The 23,477-nt window shown below is 60.7% G+C and carries 21 protein-coding genes; 3 read left to right on the top strand and 18 right to left on the bottom strand.

The window, feature by feature from the left end; translation table 11 throughout:
- Positions 1-35: 35 nt before the first annotated feature.
- From priA to IV109_RS01435, 9 genes are all read right to left on the bottom strand, one after another.
- The gene (priA, locus tag IV109_RS01475; protein WP_296691212.1) at positions 36-2,168 is read right to left on the bottom strand and encodes a primosomal protein N'; all 2,133 of its coding nucleotides are present in this window, start codon (positions 2,166-2,168) and stop codon (positions 36-38) included.
- A gap of 350 nt (positions 2,169-2,518) precedes the next feature.
- A complete protein-coding gene (hemE, locus tag IV109_RS01470) occupies positions 2,519-3,628 on the bottom strand; it encodes a uroporphyrinogen decarboxylase (protein WP_296691211.1) in 1,110 nt (369 codons plus the stop codon).
- A gap of 35 nt (positions 3,629-3,663) precedes the next feature.
- On the bottom strand, positions 3,664-4,200 hold the full coding sequence (locus tag IV109_RS01465; RefSeq protein WP_296691209.1) for a response regulator: 537 nt from the start codon (positions 4,198-4,200) through the stop codon (positions 3,664-3,666).
- 109 nt (positions 4,201-4,309) lie between these two features.
- Entirely contained in the window at positions 4,310-5,233 is a 924-nt protein-coding gene (locus IV109_RS01460; RefSeq protein ID WP_296691208.1) for a fatty acid desaturase family protein, read from the bottom strand.
- A gap of 20 nt (positions 5,234-5,253) precedes the next feature.
- Positions 5,254-5,679 carry a CoA-binding protein gene (locus IV109_RS01455; protein ID WP_296691206.1) on the bottom strand — a complete coding sequence of 142 codons (426 nt, stop codon included), beginning with the start codon at positions 5,677-5,679 and terminating at the stop codon, positions 5,254-5,256.
- Positions 5,680-5,681: 2 nt separating this feature from the next.
- Positions 5,682-7,850 carry a thioredoxin family protein gene (locus IV109_RS01450; RefSeq protein ID WP_296691204.1) on the bottom strand — a complete coding sequence of 723 codons (2,169 nt, stop codon included), beginning with the start codon at positions 7,848-7,850 and terminating at the stop codon, positions 5,682-5,684.
- Positions 7,851-7,902: 52 nt separating this feature from the next.
- A complete protein-coding gene (locus tag IV109_RS01445) occupies positions 7,903-8,244 on the bottom strand; it encodes a DUF167 family protein (protein WP_296691202.1) in 342 nt (113 codons plus the stop codon).
- A 169-nt stretch (positions 8,245-8,413) separates the two neighbouring features.
- Positions 8,414-9,607: a Fic family protein gene (locus IV109_RS01440; protein ID WP_296691200.1), complete on the bottom strand. Its 1,194-nt coding sequence runs from the start codon at positions 9,605-9,607 to the stop codon at positions 8,414-8,416.
- Between the two features lie 104 nt (positions 9,608-9,711).
- Positions 9,712-9,897, bottom strand: coding sequence for a hypothetical protein (locus IV109_RS01435; RefSeq protein ID WP_296691197.1), 186 nt, complete (start codon positions 9,895-9,897; stop codon positions 9,712-9,714).
- A gap of 145 nt (positions 9,898-10,042) precedes the next feature.
- Between IV109_RS01435 and IV109_RS01430 the strand changes: the two genes are divergently transcribed.
- The 3 genes from IV109_RS01430 to IV109_RS01420 are packed head-to-tail and all read left to right on the top strand — an operon-like array spanning position 10,043 to position 12,851.
- On the top strand, positions 10,043-11,659 hold the full coding sequence (locus IV109_RS01430; protein WP_296691194.1) for a DUF4080 domain-containing protein: 1,617 nt from the start codon (positions 10,043-10,045) through the stop codon (positions 11,657-11,659).
- A gap of 4 nt (positions 11,660-11,663) precedes the next feature.
- Complete coding sequence (locus tag IV109_RS01425) at positions 11,664-12,509, top strand: creatininase family protein (protein WP_296691192.1); 846 nt, start codon at positions 11,664-11,666, stop codon at positions 12,507-12,509.
- A 6-nt stretch (positions 12,510-12,515) separates the two neighbouring features.
- Positions 12,516-12,851, top strand: coding sequence for a DUF1840 domain-containing protein (locus tag IV109_RS01420; RefSeq protein WP_296691190.1), 336 nt, complete (start codon positions 12,516-12,518; stop codon positions 12,849-12,851).
- On the opposite strand, the gene IV109_RS01415 is transcribed toward IV109_RS01420, so the two are convergent.
- The 9 genes from IV109_RS01415 to IV109_RS01375 form a co-directional block, all read right to left on the bottom strand.
- Positions 12,848-13,858 carry a tripartite tricarboxylate transporter substrate binding protein gene (locus IV109_RS01415; RefSeq protein WP_296691187.1) on the bottom strand — a complete coding sequence of 337 codons (1,011 nt, stop codon included), beginning with the start codon at positions 13,856-13,858 and terminating at the stop codon, positions 12,848-12,850. The two genes, IV109_RS01420 and IV109_RS01415, sit on opposite strands and share 4 nt — an antisense overlap.
- Before the next feature lie 102 nt (positions 13,859-13,960).
- Positions 13,961-14,944, bottom strand: a complete 984-nt coding sequence (locus tag IV109_RS01410; protein WP_296691184.1) for a tripartite tricarboxylate transporter substrate-binding protein — start codon at positions 14,942-14,944, stop codon at positions 13,961-13,963.
- 130 nt (positions 14,945-15,074) lie between these two features.
- Positions 15,075-16,331, bottom strand: coding sequence for an AMP-binding protein (locus tag IV109_RS01405; RefSeq protein ID WP_296691181.1), 1,257 nt, complete (start codon positions 16,329-16,331; stop codon positions 15,075-15,077).
- 11 nt (positions 16,332-16,342) lie between these two features.
- Positions 16,343-17,152, bottom strand: coding sequence for an ABC transporter ATP-binding protein (locus IV109_RS01400; protein WP_296691178.1), 810 nt, complete (start codon positions 17,150-17,152; stop codon positions 16,343-16,345).
- A gap of 113 nt (positions 17,153-17,265) precedes the next feature.
- Entirely contained in the window at positions 17,266-18,582 is a 1,317-nt protein-coding gene (locus tag IV109_RS01395; protein WP_296691175.1) for an ABC transporter substrate-binding protein, read from the bottom strand.
- A gap of 58 nt (positions 18,583-18,640) precedes the next feature.
- Positions 18,641-19,717, bottom strand: coding sequence for a branched-chain amino acid ABC transporter permease (locus tag IV109_RS01390; RefSeq protein WP_296691172.1), 1,077 nt, complete (start codon positions 19,715-19,717; stop codon positions 18,641-18,643).
- 29 nt (positions 19,718-19,746) lie between these two features.
- Complete coding sequence (locus IV109_RS01385; protein WP_296691171.1) at positions 19,747-20,676, bottom strand: branched-chain amino acid ABC transporter permease; 930 nt, start codon at positions 20,674-20,676, stop codon at positions 19,747-19,749.
- A 9-nt stretch (positions 20,677-20,685) separates the two neighbouring features.
- Positions 20,686-21,471, bottom strand: coding sequence for an ABC transporter ATP-binding protein (locus IV109_RS01380; protein ID WP_296691170.1), 786 nt, complete (start codon positions 21,469-21,471; stop codon positions 20,686-20,688).
- Positions 21,472-21,488: 17 nt separating this feature from the next.
- Positions 21,489-23,435 (bottom strand): AMP-binding protein, encoded by a 1,947-nt coding sequence (locus tag IV109_RS01375; RefSeq protein WP_296691169.1) that lies wholly within the window; start codon positions 23,433-23,435, stop codon positions 21,489-21,491.
- Between the last annotated feature and the right edge of the window lie 42 nt (positions 23,436-23,477).

The following is a 23,477-nucleotide window of genomic DNA, read 5'->3' as shown; positions in this document are numbered from 1 at the left end:
ACCAGCAGGGCGAGCCGGTTGCAGGGATTGGCAACTTAAATCGCCAGCGGGTCCACGTCCACCGCCCAGCGGATCAGACCCTTGCCCTCAGGTTGGTGGCGGGTGGCGTGCAACACCGCCTGCCATTGCGTCAGGAAAAGCTGCAGCGCGGCACGCGACGGACTCTCGATCAACATTTGAGCCCGCTCGACGTTGGCGATGCGCTGAATGCTCATGGGCACGGCAGGATACAGGGAGATGTTGTTGCGGATGCTCTGGGCCTGCGGCATCTCGTCAACCGCCGCACTGGCGCGGGTCAGAAACCCTTGCGCCACCTCCTGCGTGCGCGCCTCGGCCCGCACCAGGGCCTGGAAGCTGAACGGCGGCATGGCGGCTTGCTCGCGCTCCTTAAGCTGCTGCGCCGCAAAGGCCGGGTAATCGTGGCGCTTGAGGGCTTCAAACAGGGCGTGCTTGGGGTGAAAGGTTTGCACCCACATCTCGCTCTGGCCGCTGATATCGGCATCACGCCCGGCACGGCCTGCGGCCTGCATCAACAGACTGAACAAACGCTCAGGTGCCCGGAAATCGCTGGAAAAAAGCGCTGAATCCGGATTGACGGCCGCAACCAGGGTGATGCGCCGAAAATCATGGCCCTTGGCAATCATCTGCGTGCCCACCAGCACATCGACCTCGCCCGAGTGCACCCGGGCCAGTTGAGACTCCAGCTCGCCTTTGAGTTTGGTGGTGTCGGCATCAATGCGGGCAATGCGCACCGGTTCGCCTTCGGGCCATTCAGGGCTGACCGAGTTGGGACGGCGCACCGCCGCCAGCAGTTCCGCCAGATGCTCCTCAAGCTTCTCGGTACCGCGCCCCAGCGGGGCGATGTCCGGGTTGCCACAAGCGGGGCAGGCGCGTGGCACCCGCTCGGTGAAGCCGCAATGGTGGCAACGCAGGGTACGGTCAATTTTGTGAAACACGCGAAACGCGCTGCAATGCGGGCATTCGCTTTTCCAGTCGCAGTCACTGCAATGCAAGACCGGTGCATAGCCGCGCCGGTTCAGGAACACCATGCTTTGCTCGCCGCGTGCGATGCGCTGCGTGATGGCGTCGAGCAAGGGCGGGGAAAACACACACTTCTTGGGCTGGTGGTTCATGTCCACCCGGCGCACCAAAGGCAGGCTGGCGCTGCCGATGCGGCTGGGCATTTCCAGGCGCACATAACGCCCGCCTTCACAGGCCGGGCGGCTGTGGTGCCAGCTCTCCAGTGACGGGGTGGCCGAGCCGAGCATGACCTTGGCGCCTTCCAGCCGGCCGCGGTACACCGCCAGGTCGCGCGCCGAGTAGCGGGCGCCCTCCTGCTGCTTGTAGCTGGGGTCGTGCTCTTCATCCACGATGATCAGCTTCAGGCTCGGCAGGGATGCAAAGACGGCCATGCGGGTTCCCAAGACAATCCGGGCGCGGCCGCTATGGGCTGCCAGCCAGCTCTTGAGGCGCTGCGCGGGGGTCATGCCGCTGTGCAGGGAGACCACCGCGCTGTCGCCATAGAGCGGCTTGAAGCGGGCCATGAAGCGATCCTCAAGCTGGGGGGTGAGATTGATCTCGGGCACCATCACCATGGCTTGGGCGCTGGGGTCTTGTGCCAGCAGCTGCTGCACACAGTGCAAATAGACCTCGGTCTTGCCGCTGCCGGTCGAGCCAAACAGTAAAAACGGCCCTGTTTCAGCATCAAATTGGTTGATGGCCCTCGTTTGCTCTGGTGTTAACGCTAGCGAATCAATAGCAGATCGATTTTCATCCGAATCCGGCTCGGCAGGTTTGGCATGGCGCTTGAGCCGGCGCGCCAGTTGCTGGGTATTCAGGTCGCGCAGCTGGGGCGGCAAGGCCGCCAGCGCCACCTCGCCCGCCGAGCGCTGGTAATAGCTGGCGGCAAAGGTAAGCAATTGCCGCCAAGCCAGGCTCAAGGGCGCAATGCCGTCCAGCGCGCCTGCAATGGGGCGCAATTTGCCCGGATCCAGCACACTGGCGACGCACTCCGGGGCATCCCACACTACACCCAGGATCTCGCGCTTGCCCAGCGGCACGCGCACCAGCACGCCGGGACTGAGTGCGAGCTCACTTCGGTAGGTAAGCGGCCCGTCCACCTGACTGTGCGCAGGGGTGTGAACCAGAACCGAAAGCAGGTGCGTCATGCAAAGGAGCGAGTTGAGGCTTTTAGTTGATGTGAACTTGCGAAATAGCGCTTAAGTCTTTGATTTGTAAGAGATTTGAACGACATCCAGAGTTTCTGTGGATAACTTTGTTGATATCCTGCCTTCAGTGCCGTCCAGCCCTTGAAAATCAAGGCTTTTACTGGACTGCCCACAAAAAAAGCAAAAATTTAACTTTATATAAATCAAGGACTTACGATCGCTATTGGTTTTATAGCACAGAGGCCCTCCAAAGGGCCTCTCTTGCGCACCGCAGCAAAAATTTTGTGAATAAGTGGTAGCTCACTGACAAAACCGGGCAAAAAAATGCTAAGGCCTTTTTGCCCGGAATATCAGGCCCGCAGTCGACGCGAGTGCTCGTGCACCGCCTTCACTAAAACCGCCACATTGTCTGGGGGTGTGTGCTGACTTATGCCATGGCCGAGATTGAAAATATGGGTGGGGCCGGTGCCCTCGCCGATGAACGGCGTGCCAAAACTGTTGAGCACTTTGACCACTTCCGCCTCGATTTGGGGCGGATTGGCAAACAGCACGTTCGGGTCGATATTGCCCTGCAGCGCCTTGCTCTCACCCACGAGGGCGCGGGCCTTGGCCAGGTTGACGGTCCAGTCCAGCCCCAGCACCTCGCAGTCGAGCTGGCCCATGTCTTTCAGCCAGAGTCCGCCGCCCTTGGTAAAGACGATGCGGGGAATGCGCACCCCGTTGTGCTCCTTTTTGACCTGCGCCAGCACCCGGGCCGTGTAGGCCAGGCTGAATTCCTGAAACGCACCATCGGCCAGCACGCCGCCCCAGCTGTCAAAAATCATCACGGCCTGGGCGCCGGCTTCAATCTGGGTGTTGAGGTAGAGCGCTACGGCATCGGCGTTGATCTGCAGCATCTTGTGCATCAGGTCCGGGCGGCTGTACATCATGGTCTTGACCAGCCGGTAGTCATCGGAGCCCGCTCCTTCGACCATGTAGCACGACAAGGTCCAAGGGCTGCCGGAAAAACCGATGAGCGGCACGCGGCCATTCAGGGCCTTGCGGATGGAGGTGACAGCGTCAAACACATAGCGCAGCTTGCCCATGTCGGGCACGGCCAGTTTGGCCACGGCGGCTTCGTCGCGCACCGGATGGGCAAATTTGGGGCCTTCGCCCAACGCAAAGGAAAGGCCCAGGCCCATTGCATCGGGCACGGTGAGGATGTCGCTGAACAGAATGGCGGCGTCCAGCGGGTAGCGCTCCAGCGGCTGCAGCGTGACTTCAGTGGCGTAGTCGGTGTTGGTCGCCAGGCCCATAAAGCTGCCAGCCTTGGCGCGGGTGGCACGGTATTCGGGCAGATAGCGACCCGCCTGGCGCATCAGCCACACTGGCGTGTGGTCGGTGGACTGGCGCAGGCAGGCGCGAATGAAGGTGTCGTTCTGGAGTGGCGCGAATGCGCTGGAAGGGGCTTGTGCGTTCATGCCCCAATTGTCGCAGCAACAAAGCAGCGAACTTGCTAGACCGTGCTGGGCTGCTTGCGCAGGGTCGACAGCGTCTCGACCCGCTTGAGCAGGTCGCGGTCGTTCCAGGGCTTCTTGAAAATGCCAAACAGGCCCTTGCAATCGTTGACGCGGCCATGCAGCTCCTCATCACCGGTGACAGCGATGATCGGGATGTCATCAGTCTCCATATTGCTCTGCACGGCCGTGATCAGCTCAAAGCCGTTCATGACAGGCATCTCCAGGTCGGTCACGATCACAGAGATGTGTGACTTGGAAAGGGCATCCAGCGCCTGGGACCCGTCGTTCGCGGTTTCAACCCGGTAGCCCTGGCCTTCAAACAGTTTTTTCAGCTTGGCGCGCACCACGGCGGAGTCGTCTACCACCAGCACAGAATTCTTGACAGGTGCAGCCGGCACGCGGTTGGGCACCACCGGCAAGGCGGGCTCGGCGGTCCAGCGCGAACCAAAAAAGAACAGCAACAAGACAATGGGAACGCCGATGGCGAACGGAACCATGTACACCTGAAGCAATTGGACAATATCAGGAATCATGAAGGTCGAATCAAACCGGTGGTATCAGGCTGCCCGGAGGCGGACGCTGGCAGGGGTTACAAAAAAATGAAGTGTAGCGTTTGCAGTATCGACGGCATCGGCAATGCCGTCAAGCCGCTGCGGCGAGCCTGAGTACCGTGACATAGCCAGGCTGCAACTCCATGCCCGAAGTCACCCCGCGCTGGGCCAGCAGACGGTGTGCCGCAGGCAGGTTCCAGCAAGCCAGCTGGGTGAACATATGGTGTTCGCAGTGGTAGTTGACCCAGTAGGGGGCCAGCAGCATGCGCTCCAGCAGGTTGGCCTGGGTGGTGCGGGCGTGGCGCAGGGGATTGGGTTCGTTTTGGGCCACCAGGGCATGCTCGGCGATGTTGCGCAGGCGACTGACCAGCGGTAGCCAGGTCGCCATGGGCAGCAGCCACATCACCAGCCAAGCCCACCACAGGCCGGCCGCGCAAAACAGCGCAAAGCCCATGGCGTTGGACACCAGGAATAAGTCTTGCCGTTTGAACTCCGCAGCGAGGATGTGCCACACAGAAGCTTGCGTAGGGCGGGACTTGAGCTGCTGCATCAAATGGCCAAAACGCTGCTTGAAAAAGGTCTGCCCGGTCAGGTCGCGAACGATCTTGCGCCGAAGTGAATCCGCCGTGACCGGGAACGGCGCGGACAAGACCAGATCCGGGTCTTCGGTTTGTTGCACAAAACGGTGGTGCTGCAGGTGGTAACTGCGGTAGGCCTGCAGATCAAAGCCGCAAAGCCATTTGCCCACCCAGTCGTTGACCTTGCGGTTCGGGTGCAAGGCACCATGGGCCGCATCGTGCATCAGGATGAACAGGCCCAGTTGCCGTGTGCCTATGAACATGATCGCCAGCACGATCGTGGCTGGCCACATCACACCCACGGCCATGGCGGCCGCAATCGTGAGCCAGCAATGCGCAACCAGGGCCAGGCCTTTCCAGGACGATCGGCCGGACAGCACGCGCCATTCCTCGGGGGAAAAGAATTCCTCGGGTTTGACGCGGGCGGCAACAGTCATGAAAGACCCCTCTTGAACAATCACGCACTGACGGCGTACTCTACCTTCAGGCACTTATTCTGCACCACGCACAAGCCGGCGGCCCGGGCTGCGGCGACCGCAGCCTCATGCTCAATACCCAACTGCAACCACAAGGCCGGCGCACCAATGGCAATGGCCTCGGCCGCCACCGGGGGAACGTCCTGCGCATTGCGGAACACATTCACCAGGTCAATTTTTTCGTGCCTGGCCGCCTCCGTGAGCGTGGCATACACGCGCTCACCCAAAATGGGCTTGCCGCTGGCCGCTACAACCGGGTTGACGGGAATGATGCGCCAACCATGGGCCTGCATGTACTGCGAGACTTCAAAACTAGCCCGGTGCGGCTTGGGGCTCAGGCCCACCACAGCCACGGTGCGGCAGGTACGCAGGATATGGCGGATGTTTTCGCTTTCAGATTCGAACATGGCTACAGAGACTCCAGTGCCGCGCGAACCTCGTCCACGCTCAGTATTTCTGACAGTACCACGGGAGCGCGACCATTTTTATAGAGCACATACACCGGCACGCCGTTGCGCCCCAACTCACTCAGGGCGGCGGTGATGGCCGGATCCCGCCGCGTCCAGTCTGCTCGCAGCAAGACGACTTTGCGGGCATCTACGGCGGCCAGCACCTCGGGGTTGGCCAGCGTCGTCTTTTTGTTGTACTGGCAGGTCACGCACCAGGCGGCCGTGAAGTCCACAAACACCGGGCTGCCGGTGGCCAGCAGCTGATCGATCCGACCCGGCGCCCAGCTTTGCCAACGGTCCGCACGGGCGGCGGTGGTTGCAGGCACATCTAAAGGCTTAACAACATTTTGGCCAATAGCCAGCAGCAACATTGCGCCAATAGCTATTGAAACAGTAGCAATCACGCCCCGTGCGGCCCCCGCAAGGGTGAGCGACCAGATCACTAGGCTCAAGGCCACCAGCAAGGCCAGCAGCGCACTCGCGCCATCAATACCGCTTTGCTGGCCCAGCACCCACACCAGCCAGACCACCGTGGCAAACATCGGGAAAGCCATGGCGCGGCGGAAAGTGTCCATCCACGCGCCGGGACGCGGCAACAGCCGGGCCACCGCCGGGATCAGGCTGGCCGCCAGGTAAGGCAGGGCCATGCCCAAGCCAATCGCCGCAAAAATCAACAGCGCCTGCAGGGCCGGCAGACCCAGCGCCAAGCCAAGCGACGCCCCCATGAAGGGCGCAGTGCAAGGTGAAGCCACCGCCACCGCCAGCACGCCCGAGAGAAACGCGTTGGCAGCCGGGTTCTTCGATTCCAGGAGCAGCACACGGCTCGGCAGGAACTGGCCAAACTCAAACAAGCCAGCCAGATTCAGGCCCATCACCGTGAACAGCACGGCCAATGCAGCCACCACCGCAGGCGACTGCAACTGAAAGCCCCAGCCCAGTTGCTCACCCGCACTGCGCAGCCCCAGCATCAGCGCCCCCAGCGCCACAAAGGACAGCACCACGCCCGCCGTGTAGGCCAGACCGCTGGTGCGGTGGCCACGCCGGTCATCAGCATGGCGCGTGAAGCTCATCACCTTGATCGCCAGGATCGGGAACACGCAAGGCATAAGGTTCAGAATCAGCCCGCCCAGCAGCGCCCCCAGCACGGCCGCCCACAAAGCCAGCGCAGCCGCCGGGCGGGCGGGCGCTGTAGCGGCGCTGGCGTTCGCCTTGAGTGCGGCCGCCAAGGCTGGCGACACACCTTCAGCGGCAGCCACCCCAGGCCAGGTGCCAACGACCTGGGCCTGGGCCAGATAGCCCTGGCGCTGACCGCCAACATCTGCAGCCAGCACCAGAGGCATCAGGGCCGGGCTTTGGCTGCGTTGCGGCGACAGGGGCAGACGGGCTGTCCACACCGCCCCCTGCCAGCCTTGTGTCCACTGGGCGGCAGTTTCTATCACCTCGGGGGTCTCGGGAAACAAGTCCAGGGTTTTGCCCTGCAGCGCCGGCGGCAGCCCGACAACGGAAACCTGAAGCGCATTGCCATGGATCTCCACGCGGCTGGCGCCAGTCAAGGCGATGGGCTGTGCTTTGAGGGCAGCGTCAAAGGCCGCACCATTGAGCGCCGTAGAGCCACGCACCGGCACACGCAGCGTGAACTCGCCCTCCTCCGGGATGCATTCCTTGCGGCACACCAGCCAGGCCGCCCTGAGTTTGATTTCGATGTCGTTGTTCAGCACCGAGGGTTTGAAATCCGGCGTCACGGTCAGCGGCACCGGCAGCAGCACCGTGCCCTCGTAACCGTAGTTGGCCAGATTGCCAATCGGTATCTTCTTCGGCACAGGCCAGGCAATGTCGCCCGCCATCACGCCTGGCGGCAGCGTCCACTGCAGCGAGGTGGGAAGGCCGGAGTCCCCGGAATTCTTCCAGTAGGTATGCCATTCGGGCTGATGGGCCAGTTGAAGGCCAACCCAAACGGTTTTGCCCGGGTCGGCGCCTTCCGGCGCATGGGCCATCAGTTCGGCGCGCACTTGCGGCGTGCTGACCACTGATTTCGAAGAAATTTGAGCTGTGGCCAGCGTGGATATTGCCCCAAAAGCTATTAAAAATGTAGCAAACAAGCCGTGGCGTGCGATTTTTGAAAATGTCATATCCCTATCGGAGTAAGGCGGGGGGGCAAAGTTCCGGTTCGCGCGGCGCGGGTCATTCGTCATCATCGGTCAGAAGGGAGGCCTGCGCAAACACCGCCGGCAGCTTGCGGGGCGACTTGATGCGCAGCTGTTTGTTCACATTCTCACGGCCAAACACCACCTCGATATCGGCAACGGCTACGCCAAACAGGGGAGCCAGAAAGCGCACCATGTGGTCGGTCGCCTTGCCGGCCACCGGGGCGGCGGTCACACTGACCTTGAGCTGAGTCCCTTTGGGTTTGCCAATGGCGTCCTTGGCCGCGCTGGGCTTGCCCAGAATATTGACGATCAGCACATCCCCCTCCCAGACAAAAAAGGAATCGCCGGTGGCGTTTCTGACTTGCCCGCGGCTCATGCAGCCCCCAAAGCGTCCGCGCGAAAGATGTCTTGCGTCATACCGCCCATTTTCGCCCCTGCGCTGCATGGTCTTGCACCAGAACCCTGGGCGATTCATCCTGCAAGCGGTGCATCAGCGCCTGCTCGATCTGGTCTTCGGAAATGAAGTTGGGCATGGTGGCGCAATGTTAGAGGGTGGCGGCGTCTGCCTCGGCCTCCGGCCAAAGCCGTGGGAATAAAAAGCGCAAGGCGTGCTGCGGCAGGCCGAAGCGTACCTTGCCCTGCGGCGTGTCCGTCTTGAGCAGTCCACGCTTGATGAGCGCCCCCAGCGCATCGGTGGCGCCACGCTCGCTCATGCCCAGCATGGCCTTGAAGTCGCCACGGGTCATTTCTTCGCCGCTCAGAAAAAGGTAGTGCAACCCGCGCAGCGCTTCCTGACGCACACCCGACTTCAGCACCGTGGCCTCATACACCAGGCAGGCCTCAATGCGCGCCTTCATGGTCTCAAAGTCCAGCATGCCGGCCATGAAGCTCACCTGATCCAGGCAAGTGTCTAGCACATAGTCGATCCAGGCGATCAACGCCTGTTCACTCAGGTTGCCACGCCCGTCCAGATCACCCCGGCGCAGGCTGTCGGCATCGGCCAGCAGCGCGTAATACCTCTCTGTGCTGCGCGCATAGCCGCGCAGCGGCGACCACAGCCCCCCGGTGTAACCCAGGGCGCTAAGCTGGGTATGGGTGTGCAGCCGCATGACCCGCCCGTTGCCATCAATGAAGGGGTGAACCCACCCCAAGCGCTGATGCGCTGCGGCCATGGCCACCAGCGCGGCCTCGCCCCGTCGCACATTGCCATAGAAGGAGGCCCAGCGCGCCAGGAACTGCGGCACGCTGGCATGGGCCGGCGCCACATGCTGGCCGACCTTGACCTCACGCGTGCGCAACTGCCCCGGCACGATGGGTTCGTTTTCTGAAGTGACCCGATCTGCCTGGGGTAGCCGGCCAAACAGCTCTCGGTGCAAATCCTGCACAGCCTCAACCGTGTACAGGGCACGTGCGCCATCCATCCCACTGTAACGCTGCTCCAGCACGGTCTCAGCCTCGATATGGGCCACGGCCAGGCGCTGCTTGGTGGCCAGAGTGGCGTCTTTGGAGAAGTCCTGGCGCAAGGCCTGGTCAATCTCGCGGGGCCGGGTGTGCTGCCCCTCAATGCGGTTGGTGTAGTACGAATTCATGCTGCGCAGCAGGCTGCGCAATTCAGGCGGCACGCGGGTGCCCGCCAGTGTGGTGGCCAGCCGTGAGAGGTCATGCGCTTTGGTCAGCATCGGCTCGATGTGCGCGTCCGAGGGCTGCAGGGGCTCAAACTGATGGGGTTCCGTGTACATGCCCATATTTTGCCAACTTATAAAAGTTTGTAAACGTTTGATTTAATTGTTATTTTGCGGTTTTTTGCCAAGTATTTTGCGTACATTTTTGCCAACCTATTCCGTCAGCCCTGGTTCCAGCGTGGCACCCACGACCCCCGCCAGCTGGCGATGGTCTGCACCGACAGATTGCCGTTACCGCGAAACAGCCGTGTGATGTACGCGGGTGAGGTGCCCATGCGCCGCGCCATCAGTACGGCGAAAGACTTGGCACTCATGAAGGTGAAAACCACAAACCCTCCAGAATTCAAGTCAAATTAGCCTCCATCCCCGTCGGATATTCGCGATGCGCTACTAAAAACATAGCAAATGACTTGGCAGCGAGTGACATCCCCGGTGGAAACCGGATGTCCAGCCCGTCCACGGCCAGCTTGCCGGAGGTTTGATAATACCGGCATGCCTCACCCCGAATCCCCTGTCCAGCCTGCTGCACCTTCCGTCATCCTGTGCACGCTGAATGCCAAGTACATTCACGCCTCGCTGGGATTGCGTTACCTGCTGGCCAACATGGGAGATCTGCGGGCCACCACGGCCTTGTATGAGTTCACGATTGCGCGTCAACCGCAAGAGATCGCCGACGAGTTGCTGGCAGCTCTGGGTGAACCCCAGGCAGGCGCGGTGCAGGTCGTCGGTTTTGGCGTGTACATCTGGAACGTGCTGCAGACCACTGAAGTGCTGCGCCTGTTGAAAACCCGGTGCCCAGGCGTCAAAGTGGTTCTGGGCGGGCCGGAGGTCAGCCATGAGGTCGACCAGCAGGAGATCGTCGGCCTGGCCGACCATGTCATCACCGGCTGGGGCGATGTGAGCTTTCCCCAGCTGTGCCGCGCCCTGCTGCACGGACCGCAGCCGCTCATGAAGATCATCGCGGGCCTGCAGCCGCCCATGGATGAAATTGCACTGCCCTACGGCGAATACACCGACGCCGATCTGGCGCACCGCCTGCTCTACGTGGAAGCGTCGCGTGGCTGCCCGTTCAAATGCGAGTTTTGCCTGAGTTCGCTCGACAAGACCGCGTGGGCGTTTGAGCTGGAGACGTTTCTGGCCGAGATGGACCTGCTGTACCAGCGGGGCGCACGCAACTTCAAGTTTGTCGACCGCACTTTCAATTTGAAGATTGAGGCCTCGGTGCGCATTCTGCAGTTTTTCCTGGACCGGATGTCTGACGATTTGTTTGTGCATTTCGAGGTGATTCCGGACCAGTTGCCGGATCGCCTCAAGGCCATGATTGCGCGGTTCCCGCCGGGGGTGCTGCAGTTTGAGGTGGGCATCCAGAGTTTCAACGTCGAAGTCCAGCAACGTATCTCGCGCAGGCAGGACAACGCCAAAACCGAGGCGAACTTGCGCTGGCTGGTCAATGAGTCCAACGCCCATCTGCATACCGATCTGATCTTTGGCCTGCCCGGAGAGAGCCTGCAGAGCTTTGCCATCGGCTTTGACCGTCTGCACGCCCTGCGGCCGCACGAAATTCAGCTGGGGATTTTGAAGCGCCTGCGCGGCACACCGATTACCCGACATACGGATGAATACGCCATGGTGTACCAGCCAACTCCGCCCTACACCGTGCTGCAGACCGCGGCCGTGGACGCGGCCACGATGCAGCGCTTCACCCGCTTTTCACGCTACTGGGACATGATCGCCAACTCGGGCCGATTCAAACAGACACTGGATATTCTGCTGGATGGACACACGCAGGCTGGCGCCGCAGCGCCCTCGCCTTTTGCGGCCTTCCTTGGCTTTGCCGACTGGCTGTGGCAGACCACGGGCAAAACCAATGGCCTTTCGCCCGAGGCGCTGGTGGATGCGCTGTTTGACTATCTGAGCGCCCAGCGCGGCCTGCCCACCGAGCTGGTGCGGCAAGCCCTGCTGGGCGACTATGTGGCCAGCGGCGCGCGGGCCAACCCGCAGGCACTCCAAGGGCTGCTTCCCAAACGCGAGGCACCGCAGGGCACGGCCGGCAAAGGGTTGACACAACGCCAGGCGCAGCACCTGCTTCAGGATCAGGCTCTAAGATAGACCCATGACAAGCACATCAAGATTCTGGGCCAACCTGTCCACTCAAGACTTCGCGCAGCGACAGACCAGTGGCGAGGCAGCACGCACGGTCGCGGTGCTTCCGGTCGCGGCGACCGAGCAGCATGGGCCGCATCTCCCCTTGAGTGTGGACACCGTGCTGGTGGAGGGCGTGGTGGCCGCGTCCCTTGCACACATCGCGCCGGAGGCCCATGTGCTGTTCCTGCCCACGCAAGCTGTGGGCCTGAGCCCCGAGCACGCACGCTTTCCCGGCACACTGACGCTGAAAGCAGAAACCATTCTGCGGCTGTGGGCTGACATTGGCGAATCGGTGGCGGCTGCAGGCATCCGGAAACTGCTGATCTTCAACTCACACGGCGGCCAGGTCAGTGTGATGGACATCGTGGCGCGCGATCTGCGGGCCCGCCTGGACATGCTGGTGTACAGCGCCAGCTGGTTCAACCTGCCTTTGTCGGATGACCAGGGACAGGATGCAAATGCGCTGTTTGGCGCCGACGAACACCGCTTTGGTGTTCATGCTGGCGACATCGAAACCTCCATGATGCTGGCACTGGACCCGGCGCATGTGCGGATGGAGAACGCACACGACTTTGCATCGACCGCCCAGGAGCGGGCACGCACGTATGCGATTCTGGGCAATGGCAAAAGCGCCAAGCTGGGCTGGCAGATGCAGGACTACAACGCAGCCGGTGCAGCAGGCAATGCCGCTGCGGCCACCGCAGCCAAGGGGCAAACGCTGGTGGATGTCGCAGGGCGGGCATTGGCCAGGTTGCTGGCAGAGATCGAGCAACTGCCCTTGAGCACACTGGTCAACAAACCTACACAGGACTAGCTGAGCATGCTCTACAAATTCAAATCCAAAGTGACCGGCGATGTCATCATGCTGCAACCGAATGGCCGACAGGTGCTGGAGATCATCGGCAAAGACACACAGATTGGTTCGGGCGACAAGGGCATCATCCTGCCCGAGCAGATACCCGCCGCCATCGCCGCACTGGAAGCCGCCATCGTCAAAGAGGAGGCCGACCGCAAGGCAGCCGCCGCACAGGCCTTGGCCCGCAACGAGCCAGAACCCTACGCTGAGGCCATCGCGCTGCGTCAACGAGCCAAGCCCTTCATCGACATGCTGCGCCGCTGCGAGAAGGCCGGCAAAGAGATCGTCTGGGGCGTTTAGTCCACCTTGGCGCCGGACGCCTTCACCACGGGCGCCCATTTTTTGATTTCTGAATCAATCAGCCGGGTAAATTCCTGAGGCGTATTGCCGCTGGGAATCGCCCCCTGCGCCAGCAGCTTTTCCTTGATCGCGGGCGAGTTCAAGGCCTTGGCGGTTTCCTGTTGAATCCTCAAGACAATATCGGCCGGGGTGCCCGCAGGGGCCAGCAAGCCAAACCAACTGCTCGCCTCGAAACCCTTGAGCTTGCCGGCTTCCTCAATGGTGGGCAAATCAGGCATGGCCGTTGAACGCTGCGCGCTGGTCACGGCGAAAGCCTTGAGCTTGCCGCCCTTGATCTGGGGCATGGCCGAGGGCAAGTTGTCAAACATCACATCGACACTGCCAGATACCATGCCCATCATGGCCGGGCCGGAACCGCCATAGGGAATGTGCGTCATGAAAGTGCCGGTCATGGACTTGAACAACTCGCCGGCCAAATGGATGGAGGTTCCGTTGCCGCTGGACGCCATATTGAGTTGTCCGGGGTGCGCCTTGGCGTACTTGATGAAATCCAGCACATTGTTGATGCCCAGGGACTTGGCGCGTTCGGCATTCATCACCATCACGTTGGGTACGCCCGCCACCAGGGTAATCGGTGCAAAGTCTTTTTGCGGGTCGTACGGCAGCTTGCTGTAGAGCGACTTGTTGATGCCGTGGGTACCGACCGTTCCCATCAACAGGGTGTAGCCGTCACCCGGCGACTTGGCCACGATGTCGGCCCCCACATTTCCGCCACCGCCCGCGCGGTTGTCAACAATGAAGGGTTGACCGAAAGCCCTGGACAGCTCGGGCGCTACGGCGCGGGCCAGGATGTCCGTGGTTCCGCCGGGCGCAAACGGCACCACGATTTTCACGGGTTTGCTTGGCCATGCACTCTGGGCAAAAACGGTGGGCGCCAATAAAACAAAAACGGATGCAACGCAACGGGCGACAACCGTTCTGCGGGATTGTGTGAAACCTGATGCCATGAAAGTCTCCTTTAATTATTGACAATGACGCACGATACCCCAATCACCAGGAAAAAAGCCGCCAGAGGCGAATCAGGCGGCTTGCAAAAAAGTGCGCAAAAATCAGTCGGCAAACTTGCCTGCAGCTTCAATCACGGGCTTGAGCTTCGCAATCTCGGCTGTCACAAAGGCCTTGTGCCCCTCGGGCTCCATACGTTTGTCGGTCACAACGATGGCGCCCAGCCCTTCCTGCTTCTTGAGGAACTCGGGGTCTTTCAAAGCCAGCTTCAAGGCGTCGTTCAGCTGCTTGAGAACCGGTGCCGGTGTACCCTTGGGCGCATACAGGCCATGCCAGATCGTGAGGTTGAAACCCTTCAGGCCCATCTCCTGCAAAGAGGGGTAATCCTTGAGCAGCTTGTGGTTGTTGAGCCGGCCCGCCGTGGTGACAGCAAACCCCTTGACCCTTCCTGCTTCGATCTGGGCTGTGGTGTTGGTGGTTTGGTCACACATCAAGTCCACCTGCCCGCCAATCAGCGCGGTCATGGCCGGCGCCGTGCCGCCAAACGGGATGGTGGTCATGGCCTCTTTGGCATTGACCGCCGACTGCCACATCAGGCCGCACAGATGCGACGCTGAGCCCAGCCCCGCATGCGCAATATTGAGCTTGCCGCTGTTGGCCCGGATGTAGTTCTCAAAGTCGCGGTAGGTATTGGCTGGCAGTTGGGGCTTGCCGATCAGCGTCATCGGCACATCATTGACCATGCCCAGGTACTCGAAATCTTCCAGCGGCTTGTACTGCAGCTTGCGGTACAAGCCAGCAGTCGAGGCCATGCCAATGTGCCAGAGCAGGAGCGTATGCCCATCCGGCGTGGCCTTGGCAACCTTGGTCGCGCCGATCGTGCCACCGGCCCCATTGACGTTTTCCACAACGAAATTGCCGCCCGGCAAAGTCTTGCGCATGGCTTCGGCCAGATCCCGCGCCACGCGGTCAGTCGGACCACCCGCAGCAAACGGCACGACGAAAGAGATGGGCTTCGTACCAGGAAAGCCCTGGGCATTTGCAAACAGCGCCGTCACTGCGGCTGCCAGAACCAGAATACGTTTCATGACAAGACTCCAACGATAAATGTAATGACCCAAGCGTAGGGCATTGCGCCCTGTTGTGCCTTGTGGATACCACTTACATTCTGCGGATTCAAGACATCCATTGACGCTCGTCAATGGATGTCTTCAGTTCCTATTTGTAGCTGCGCGCGTCTTCAATGACCTTGCCGTCATTGGGCAGACTGCCGGGCAGGAAAAATTCAACACTCCCTCGCAGTTTGGTCACATCGCGAATGGCCTCGCCAATCTTGGCGGCCAGTGCATCCGGGCCGCCGCACGCGGTCTCGACCTTGAGCGTCATGGCGTCATTGGCCATCTCACCGGTTACCACCAGGCGCGCCCGCGCGATTTCAGGGAAGCGCTTGACGATATCAGCCACCTGCCCCGGGTGCACGAACATGCCCCGGATTTTGGTGGTCTGATCCGCCCGTCCCATCCAGCCCTTGATGCGGGTGTTGGTGCGCCCGGTCGGACACGCACCCGCCAGCACCGCCGACAAGTCACCGGTGCCAAAACGGATCAAAGGATAGACGGGGTTCAGGGACGTGACCACGACCTCCCCCACCTCGCCTTCAGCCACGGGGTCACCCGTGCCGGGGCGCACGATCTCGACAATCACACCCTCATCGATCACCAGGCCTTCGCGGGCCTGTGTTTCGTAGGCAATCGAGCCCAGGTCCGCGGTGGCATAGCACTGGTACCCGGTAATGCCGCGTTCGGCAAACCAGTCGCGCAGCGATGGCGGAAACGCTTCACCACCGAACATGGCCTTCTTCAGGCTTGGCAGGGCCACCCCCATGTCCGCAGCCTTGTCGACAATGATCTTGAGAAAACTCGGCGTGCCGATATAGCCTGCCGGCTGCAACTCGGCCACCGCTTGAACCTGCTGCTCGGTCTGGCCCGTCCCCCCTGCAAACACGGTGCAACCCAGCGCGTGGGCACCGGACTCCATCATCGAGCCGGCGGGGACAAAGTGGTAGCTGAAACAGTTGTGAATCAGCTCCCCCGGGCGAAAGCCCGCGGCAAACATCGCACGGGCCATGCGCCAATAATCTCTGGCTGCACCTTCCGGCTCGTAAATAGGACCCGGGCTGGAAAATACCCGCGGCATCAGGCTGCCAAAACCCAGGGTGCTGAAACCGCCAAACACATCGCCGCCAGCGTTGCGACTGGCCTTCTGGAGATCCAGCAATTCATGCTTGCGGGTGACCGGCAGGCGTGCCAGGGCGGCTCGGCTGTTGACCTGCGCCGCATCGACATCTTTCAATATCTGCCCCAAGGCCGCAGAGGATTTCCGGGCATGGGCCACCTGGCCCGGCAGTGCAGCCATCAGGGCCGCTTCGCGGACGCTGGCATCGCGCGCTTCGAGCGCATCAAAGTAGTTGTTCATGTGTAAATTCCTCACGCCAGCCAGCGCTTGCGCCGCTTGTAGCTCTTGACATCCTTGAAGCTCTTGCGTTCGCCACCGCCCACGCCAAGGTAGAACTCCTTGACGTCTTCGTTGTTCGCCAGATCACTGGCCACACCATCCATCACCACGCGGCCGGACTCCATGATGTAACCATAGTCGGCGTAGCGCAAAGCCATGTTGGTGTTTTGCTCAGCCAGCAGGAAGGTTACTTTTTCTTTTTGATTCAGGTCTTTGACAATCTCGAACACCTCTTCCACGATCTGCGGCGCCAGCCCCATGGAGGGCTCGTCGAGCAGCACCATGCTGGGGTTGGTCATCAGGGCGCGACCAATAGCGCACATCTGCTGCTCGCCACCCGAGGTGTAGGCCGCCTGCGATGTACGGCGGGTTTTGAGACGCGGGAAATACGTGTACACCTTCTCCAGGTTGCGCGCGATCTCGGCCTTGTCCTTGCGTGTGTAGCCGCCAGTCAGCAGATTTTCTTCAATCGTCAAATGCGCAAAACAGTGGCGCCCCTCCATGACCTGCACCACGCCGCGCTGCACCAGATCGGCTGGCGAGAGATTTTCGATGCGCTCGCCGCGCAGCTCAATCGACCCCTTGGTCACCTCACCGCGTTCGCCCTTGAGCAGATTGGAGACAGCGCGCAGGGTGGTGGTTTTACCCGCACCGTTGCCGCCCAGAATGGCCACGATTTTTCCCTCCGGCACTTGAAGGGAAACCCCCTTCAACACCAGAATGACGTGGTTGTAAATGACCTCGATGCCATTGACGTTGAGAACGATGTTTGGTGTGCTCATGATGAAAGTTTGGTTAGCAGCCGAAAGCGCGGCCATGCTGCGCTTTCGGCTGGAGGCTCAACAGAACCTCCGCGCCACCCGGGCAAGTGCTCAGGTGGCGGACGTGGGTACGATCAGGATTGGCAGTCGGCGCTGCTACGGCGCGTCAGCTTCTTCTCTGCGGCGTACTTTTCAGCCGAGTTCTTGACCAGAGGACGAATGACCTGCTCATCAGCCTGCAGCCAGTCAGAGGCCCAGACAAACTTGCTGCCGTCCCAGGTGTGCACACGGGCCCAGGCCGAGCCCATGTGATCGACACAGGTGGTGGAAACCGGCCGCATGACACCCTTGAAGCCCAGCGCGTCGAGCTTGGCTTGCGTCAGGTTCAGGTTCTCATAGCCCCAGCGAGCCTGCTCACCGGTCATGACCTTGCCCTTGCCAAAACGCTCTTGAGCAGAACGGACGCCTTCAGTGGCCAGCAAGGCACCAAGCACCCCACGCATGTAGAGCACGGTACCCACTTCTTCCTTGGGTCCAGTGCCCTGACCTTTGGCATGGACCTTTTCCAGGATCTCCTTGACCACGACAGCCTGCGGCTCAGCACCGTGCTGCATCATCACGGCGCTGTAGCCTTTGGCGCCCTGGCCAACGTCCTTCAGATCCGGCTCAGCGCCCGACCACCAGGTCCCGAACATCTTTTCACGTGGATAGCCCACGGCCTGAGCTTCCTTGATGGCGGCAGCCGTCATCACACCCCAGGTTTGCAGAATCATGTAATCGGGCTGTTGCTGGCGCACCTGGAGCCAGGTCGCTTTTTGCTCAACCCCGGGGGCAGCAATGGGCAACAACAGCAGGTTGAAGCCGTACTGGGCAGCACGCTCCTGGAGAATGGGCAGCAGCTCTTTGCCAAATGCGCTGTCGTGGTAGCCAACGCCAATCTTCTTGCCTTTGAGCTTGTCCATCCCACCGGCCTTGTTACCGATGTGCTGCAGCAAGGTATCGCCAGCCACCCAGTAGTGGCCAATCAGCGGGAAATTCCATTTGAAGATGCCACCGTCTGCGGAGTCGCTGCGGCCATAGCCGGAGGTGATCATGGGAATCTTGTCATTGGGAATCTTTTCCGTGAGGGCGAAGGTAATGCCGGTCGACAAAGGCTGGAACACGGTGGCGCCACCGTGCTTGCCCTTGAGTCGCTCGTAGCACTCCACGCCACGGTCTGTTGCGTAGGCAGTTTCGCACTCTTCCACCAGCGTCTTGACGCCGTTGATGCCGCCGCGGGCGTTCACCAGCTTCATGTAGTCGTTGTGGCCATTGGCCCAAGGTGTGGCGTTGGGTGCCACAGGACCGGTACGACCGGACAGTACCGGGAAGAACTGCTCCTTGGCCTGCGCGAATGCCCCGGCCCCGGCAGCGGCCAGCACACTGGCCACGACGATGTTGCGGATTTTCATGAAAGTCTCCTAAAGTTGTGGCACTCGCATGCCAGTGGTTGACAAAAAAACAATGAACTCAGTGGGGGAATGGCCACAGCCGCATCTTCTGCTTGCCAATGCTCCAGAGCTTGGCCAGGCCGTGCGGCTCGACGATCAGGAACCAGACAATCAGGGCACCGAAGATCATGGCCTCGGTGTGTGAGATCGCCGCCGTGGAAATTTCAACCCCGATCAGGGTACCCAGGGCCGGCAGGAACTGGTTCAGGATGATGGGCAGCACGACGATGAAGGCGGCACCAAAAAAGCTGCCCATGATCGAGCCCAGACCGCCAATGATCACCATGAACAACAGCTGGAAGGAACGGTCCACCGAGAACGCCGCAGTTTCCCAGGACCCCAGGTGCACAAAGCCCCAGAGCCCGCCTGACACACCCACGATGAACGAACTGACCGCGAAGGCACTGAGCTTGGCGTACATGGGCCGGATGCCAATGACGGCGGCCGCCACGTCCATGTCGCGAATGGCCATCCACTCCCGGCCAATGGCGCCACGCACCAGGTTCTTGGCCAGCAAACCAAACACCAGCAGGAATGCCAGGCAGAACAGGTATTTGTTCACCGGTGAATCAATCGGCACACCGAAGACATTGAAGCTCGATACCGCCACCGAGCCGGACGAGCTGTTGTTGGTGAACCAGCTGATGCGCAGAAAGGCCCAGTCACAAAAGAACTGCGCGGCCAGTGTGGCCACCGCCAGGTACAAGCCCTTTACACGCAGGCTGGGAATACCGAAGAACATGCCCACCAGCGTGGCGAAAAAACCGCCGGACAACAAGGCCACGATGACCGGCATGCCGTCGATGCGCACAAAGGTGTTGTAGGCGGCATAGGCGCCTACCGCCATGAAGGCACCCGAGCCCAGCGAAATCTGGCCGCAGTAGCCCACCAGGATGTTGACCCCCAATGCGGCCAGCGACAGGATCAGAAACGGGATGAAGATGGCACGCAGCAGGTATTCATCGGCCAGCAAGGGCACGCCCACGATGGCCACCACCAGCATGGCCAGCATGGCCCAGCGGTCCTGGGCAATCGTGAAGATCTGCTGATCCGCCCGGTAGCTTGTTTTGAATTGGCCGTTTTCTCTGTAAAACATGTGGTTTCTCTATGAATAGGGTGCAGGGTTCAGACGCGGTCGATGATCTTTTCACCGAACAGGCCCTGCGGACGAAACATCAGGAACACAAGTGCCAGCACATAGGCAAACCAGATCTCGATGCCGCCGCCCACATAAGGCCCCAGAAACACTTCCGAGAGTTTTTCACCCACGCCAATGATCAGTCCGCCGATGATGGCGCCGGGCACCGAAGTGAGTCCACCCAGAATCACCACGGGCAGGGCACGCAGGGCCACGGTGGTAAGCGAAAACTGCACGCCGAGCTTGCTGCCCCAGATCATGCCGGCGACCAGCGCCACCACACCGGCAACGCACCAGACGATGACCCAGATGCGGTTCAGCGGAATACCGATGCTTTGTGCCGCCTGGTGATCGTCGGCGACGGCACGCAAGGCGCGACCGGTGCTGGTTTTCTGGAAAAAAACGCTGAGCAGCGTCACCAGTACGGCAGCGATCAGGGCCGCATAGAGATCTTCCTTGTTGATCAGGATACCGCCCGGGAATACGCTCTCCAGCGCGAAGATGGGTTCCTTGGGCATGCCGACATCGATCTTGTAAATGGCACTGCCGAAAATGGTTTGCCCCATGCCATCCAGAAAGTAGCTGATGCCCAGCGTTGCCATCAGCAAGGTGGTGGCCTCCTGGTTGACCAGGTGGCGCAACACCAGTCGCTCGATCACCCAGGCGACGACAAACATGACCACGCCAGCGGCCAGGAAAGCGATCACATTGGCGGCAATCGGATTGGAAATGCCGGTCAATGCCGGAATCCATTCGGCAAAGCGTGCCATCGCCAGCGCGGCAAACAGCACCATGGCGCCCTGGGCAAAGTTGAAGACTCCCGAGGCCTTATAGATCAGCACAAAGCCCAGCGCCACCAGCGAATACAACATGCCGGCCATCAGGCCGCCCAACAATGTTTCAAGAAAGAATGCCATTTTGTTTCCTCAGTGACTGGTGCCCAGATAGGCGCTGATCACTTCTTCGTTGTTGCGTACTTCATCGGGTGTGCCATCACCAATCTTCTTGCCGTAGTCCAGCACCACCACGCGGTCGGAAATGTCCATCACCACCCCCATGTCGTGCTCGATCAAGACCACGGTGGTGCCGAATTCCTCGTTCACATCCAGCACGAAGCGGCACATGTCCTGCTTCTCTTCCACGTTCATGCCGGCCATGGGTTCGTCCAGCAGCAGCACCTGCGGCTCCATGGCCAGGGCGCGCCCCAGGTCCACGCGCTTTTGCAGACCATACGGCAGTTGGCCCACAGGGGTTTTGCGGTAGGCCTGAATCTCCAGGAAATCGATGATGCGCTCCACCGCCTCGCGGTGCATTTCCTCTTCCCTTTGCGCCGGGCCAATGCGCAGGGCCTGCCACAACAGATTGCTTTTGATCTTGAGGTTGCGCCCGGTCATGATGTTGTCAATCACGCTCATGCCCTTGAACAACGCCAGGTTCTGGAAGGTGCGCCCAATGCCCATCACGGCCACCGCATGGCTGTCCATGTGGCTGAAGGTCTTGCCGCGAAAGGTGATGGAGCCCTGCTGCGGCGTATACACCCCGTTGATGCAGTTGAGCATGGAGCTCTTGCCCGCACCGTTGGGGCCAATGATGGCGCGCACTTCATGCTCGCGCACATCGAAGGAGATGTCGGTCAGCGCCTTGACGCCACCAAAACTCAGGGAAATGTTTTTGACATCCAGAATGACGTCGCCGATTTTTTTTGTCGCCATGATGCTTCAGTGTGTGTTCAGGCTGCGGCCTTGACCGGGGCAAAAGTCTTTGCGTCATCGATGCGCAACGTGGCGCTGACGCTGCCGGTGCGGCCATCTTCAAACTTGACCTGGGTTTCGATGAACTGTGAGGTCTTGCCCCCGTACAGGGCATCGACCAGCACATCGTATTTCTCGGCAATGAAACCGCGTCGCACCTTGTTGGTCCGGGTCAGCTCGCCATCATCGGCATCCAGTTCCTTGTGCAACACCAGAAAACGGCTGACCTGGCTGCCCGCCAGCAGCGTGTCCACGCTCAGATCGGCATTCACTTTCTCGACGCATTCCTTGATGAGCTGATAGACCTCGGGCTTTTGCGCCAGGTCGGTGTAACCGGCATAGGGCAGGTTGCGGCGCTCGGCCCAGTTGCCCACGGCATCAAAGTCGATGTTGATCATGACGCAGACTTTTTCGCGTCCATCCCCATAGGCCACAACTTCCTTGATGTGCGGAAAAAACTTGAGCTTGTTCTCCACATACTTGGGCGCAAACATGGCGCCGTCATTGGCGCCACCCTTGATGCGCCCTACATCCTTGACGCGGTCGATGATCTTCAGGTGGCCGTGCGCGTCCAGAAAGCCGGCGTCGCTGGTGTGGTACCAGCCGTCGGCACTCATGACTTCGGCAGTGGCTTGCGGGTTCTTGAAGTACTCCTTGAGCAGCCCTGGTGACTTGACCAGGATTTCACCGTTGTCGGCGACCTTGATCTCGACACCCGCACAGGGCACACCTACTGTGTCGGCGCGCGCTTCGTGGTCGGGCTGCAGGCACACGAACACGGCAGTCTCTGTGGAACCGTATAACTGCTTGAGGTTGATGCCAATAGAGCGATAGAAGGTAAAGAGGTCCGGGCCAATGGCCTCACCGGCCGTGTAGGCCACGCGCACCCGGCTCATACCCAGGTTGTTGCGCAACGGACCGTACACCAGCACATTGCCCAGTGCATACAGCACGCGATCCACCAGCGACACGGGTTTGCCATCCATCAGGGCCGGGCCGACGCGTTGCGCCACACCCATGAAGGAGTGGAACATGTTGCGCTTGATGGCGCCGGCGTCCTCCATGCGAATCATCACACTGGTGAGCAGGCCTTCAAACACCCGGGGCGGGGCGAAGTAATAGGTGGGCCCCACTTCCTTGAGATCGATGGTGACCGTGGCCGCCGACTCGGGGCAGTTCACCACATAGCCGCACGCCAGCCACTGCGAGTAGCTGAAGATATTCTGACCAATCCAGGCGGGGGGCAAATAGGCCAGCACTTCTTCGGCGTGGGTCAGTTTGTCAAAATCAGCCCCTGCCTTGGCCCGGTTCAGCAACGAGTTGTGGGTGTGCACCACGCCTTTGGGGTTGCCGGTGGTGCCCGAGGTGAAGAACATGGCCGCGACGTCATCTGGTTTGGCCAGGCTCACTTCGGTCTTGAAAAAATCCGCATGCAAGCCGGCAAAGGCCTTGCCCGAAGCCAGCAACTCATCCAGCGCAGCCAGACCCGGCTCGTCGTAATTGCGCAGACCCCGTGGATCGTCGAAGTAGATGTGCTGCAACTGGGGGCATTGCTCACGAATCTCCAGCAGCTTGTCCACCTGCTCCTGGTCTTCGGCAAAGGCAAAGCGCACGTCAGCGTTATTAATCGGAAAAACGCATTCCGCCGCCGCCGCGTCCTGGTACAGGGGAATCGGGATCGCCCCCAGGGATTGGGCCGCCAGCATGGTGGCGTAAAGACGGGGGCGGTTCGCACCGACCACGATCATGTGCTCATTGCGGCGCAAACCTGCCTGGTGCAGTCCGCAGGCCAGGTGCTCCACCAGCGTGGCCAGATCCGCCCAGGACAGGGCCTGCCAGATGCCATATTCCTTTTCACGCATGGCAGGTTCAGCCGGCCGCTGAGTGGCATGGTTCAAAAGAAGTCGAGGGAAAGTGGTCTGCATCCCGGTACCTTGTCGTCAAATGAAAGCAATATGGGCAAGTTG

The organism is Rhodoferax sp. (assembly GCF_018780565.1).
Taxonomy (GTDB): Bacteria; Pseudomonadota; Gammaproteobacteria; order Burkholderiales; family Burkholderiaceae_C; genus Rhodoferax.
This window is presented reverse-complemented; position numbering and strand designations above follow the sequence as displayed.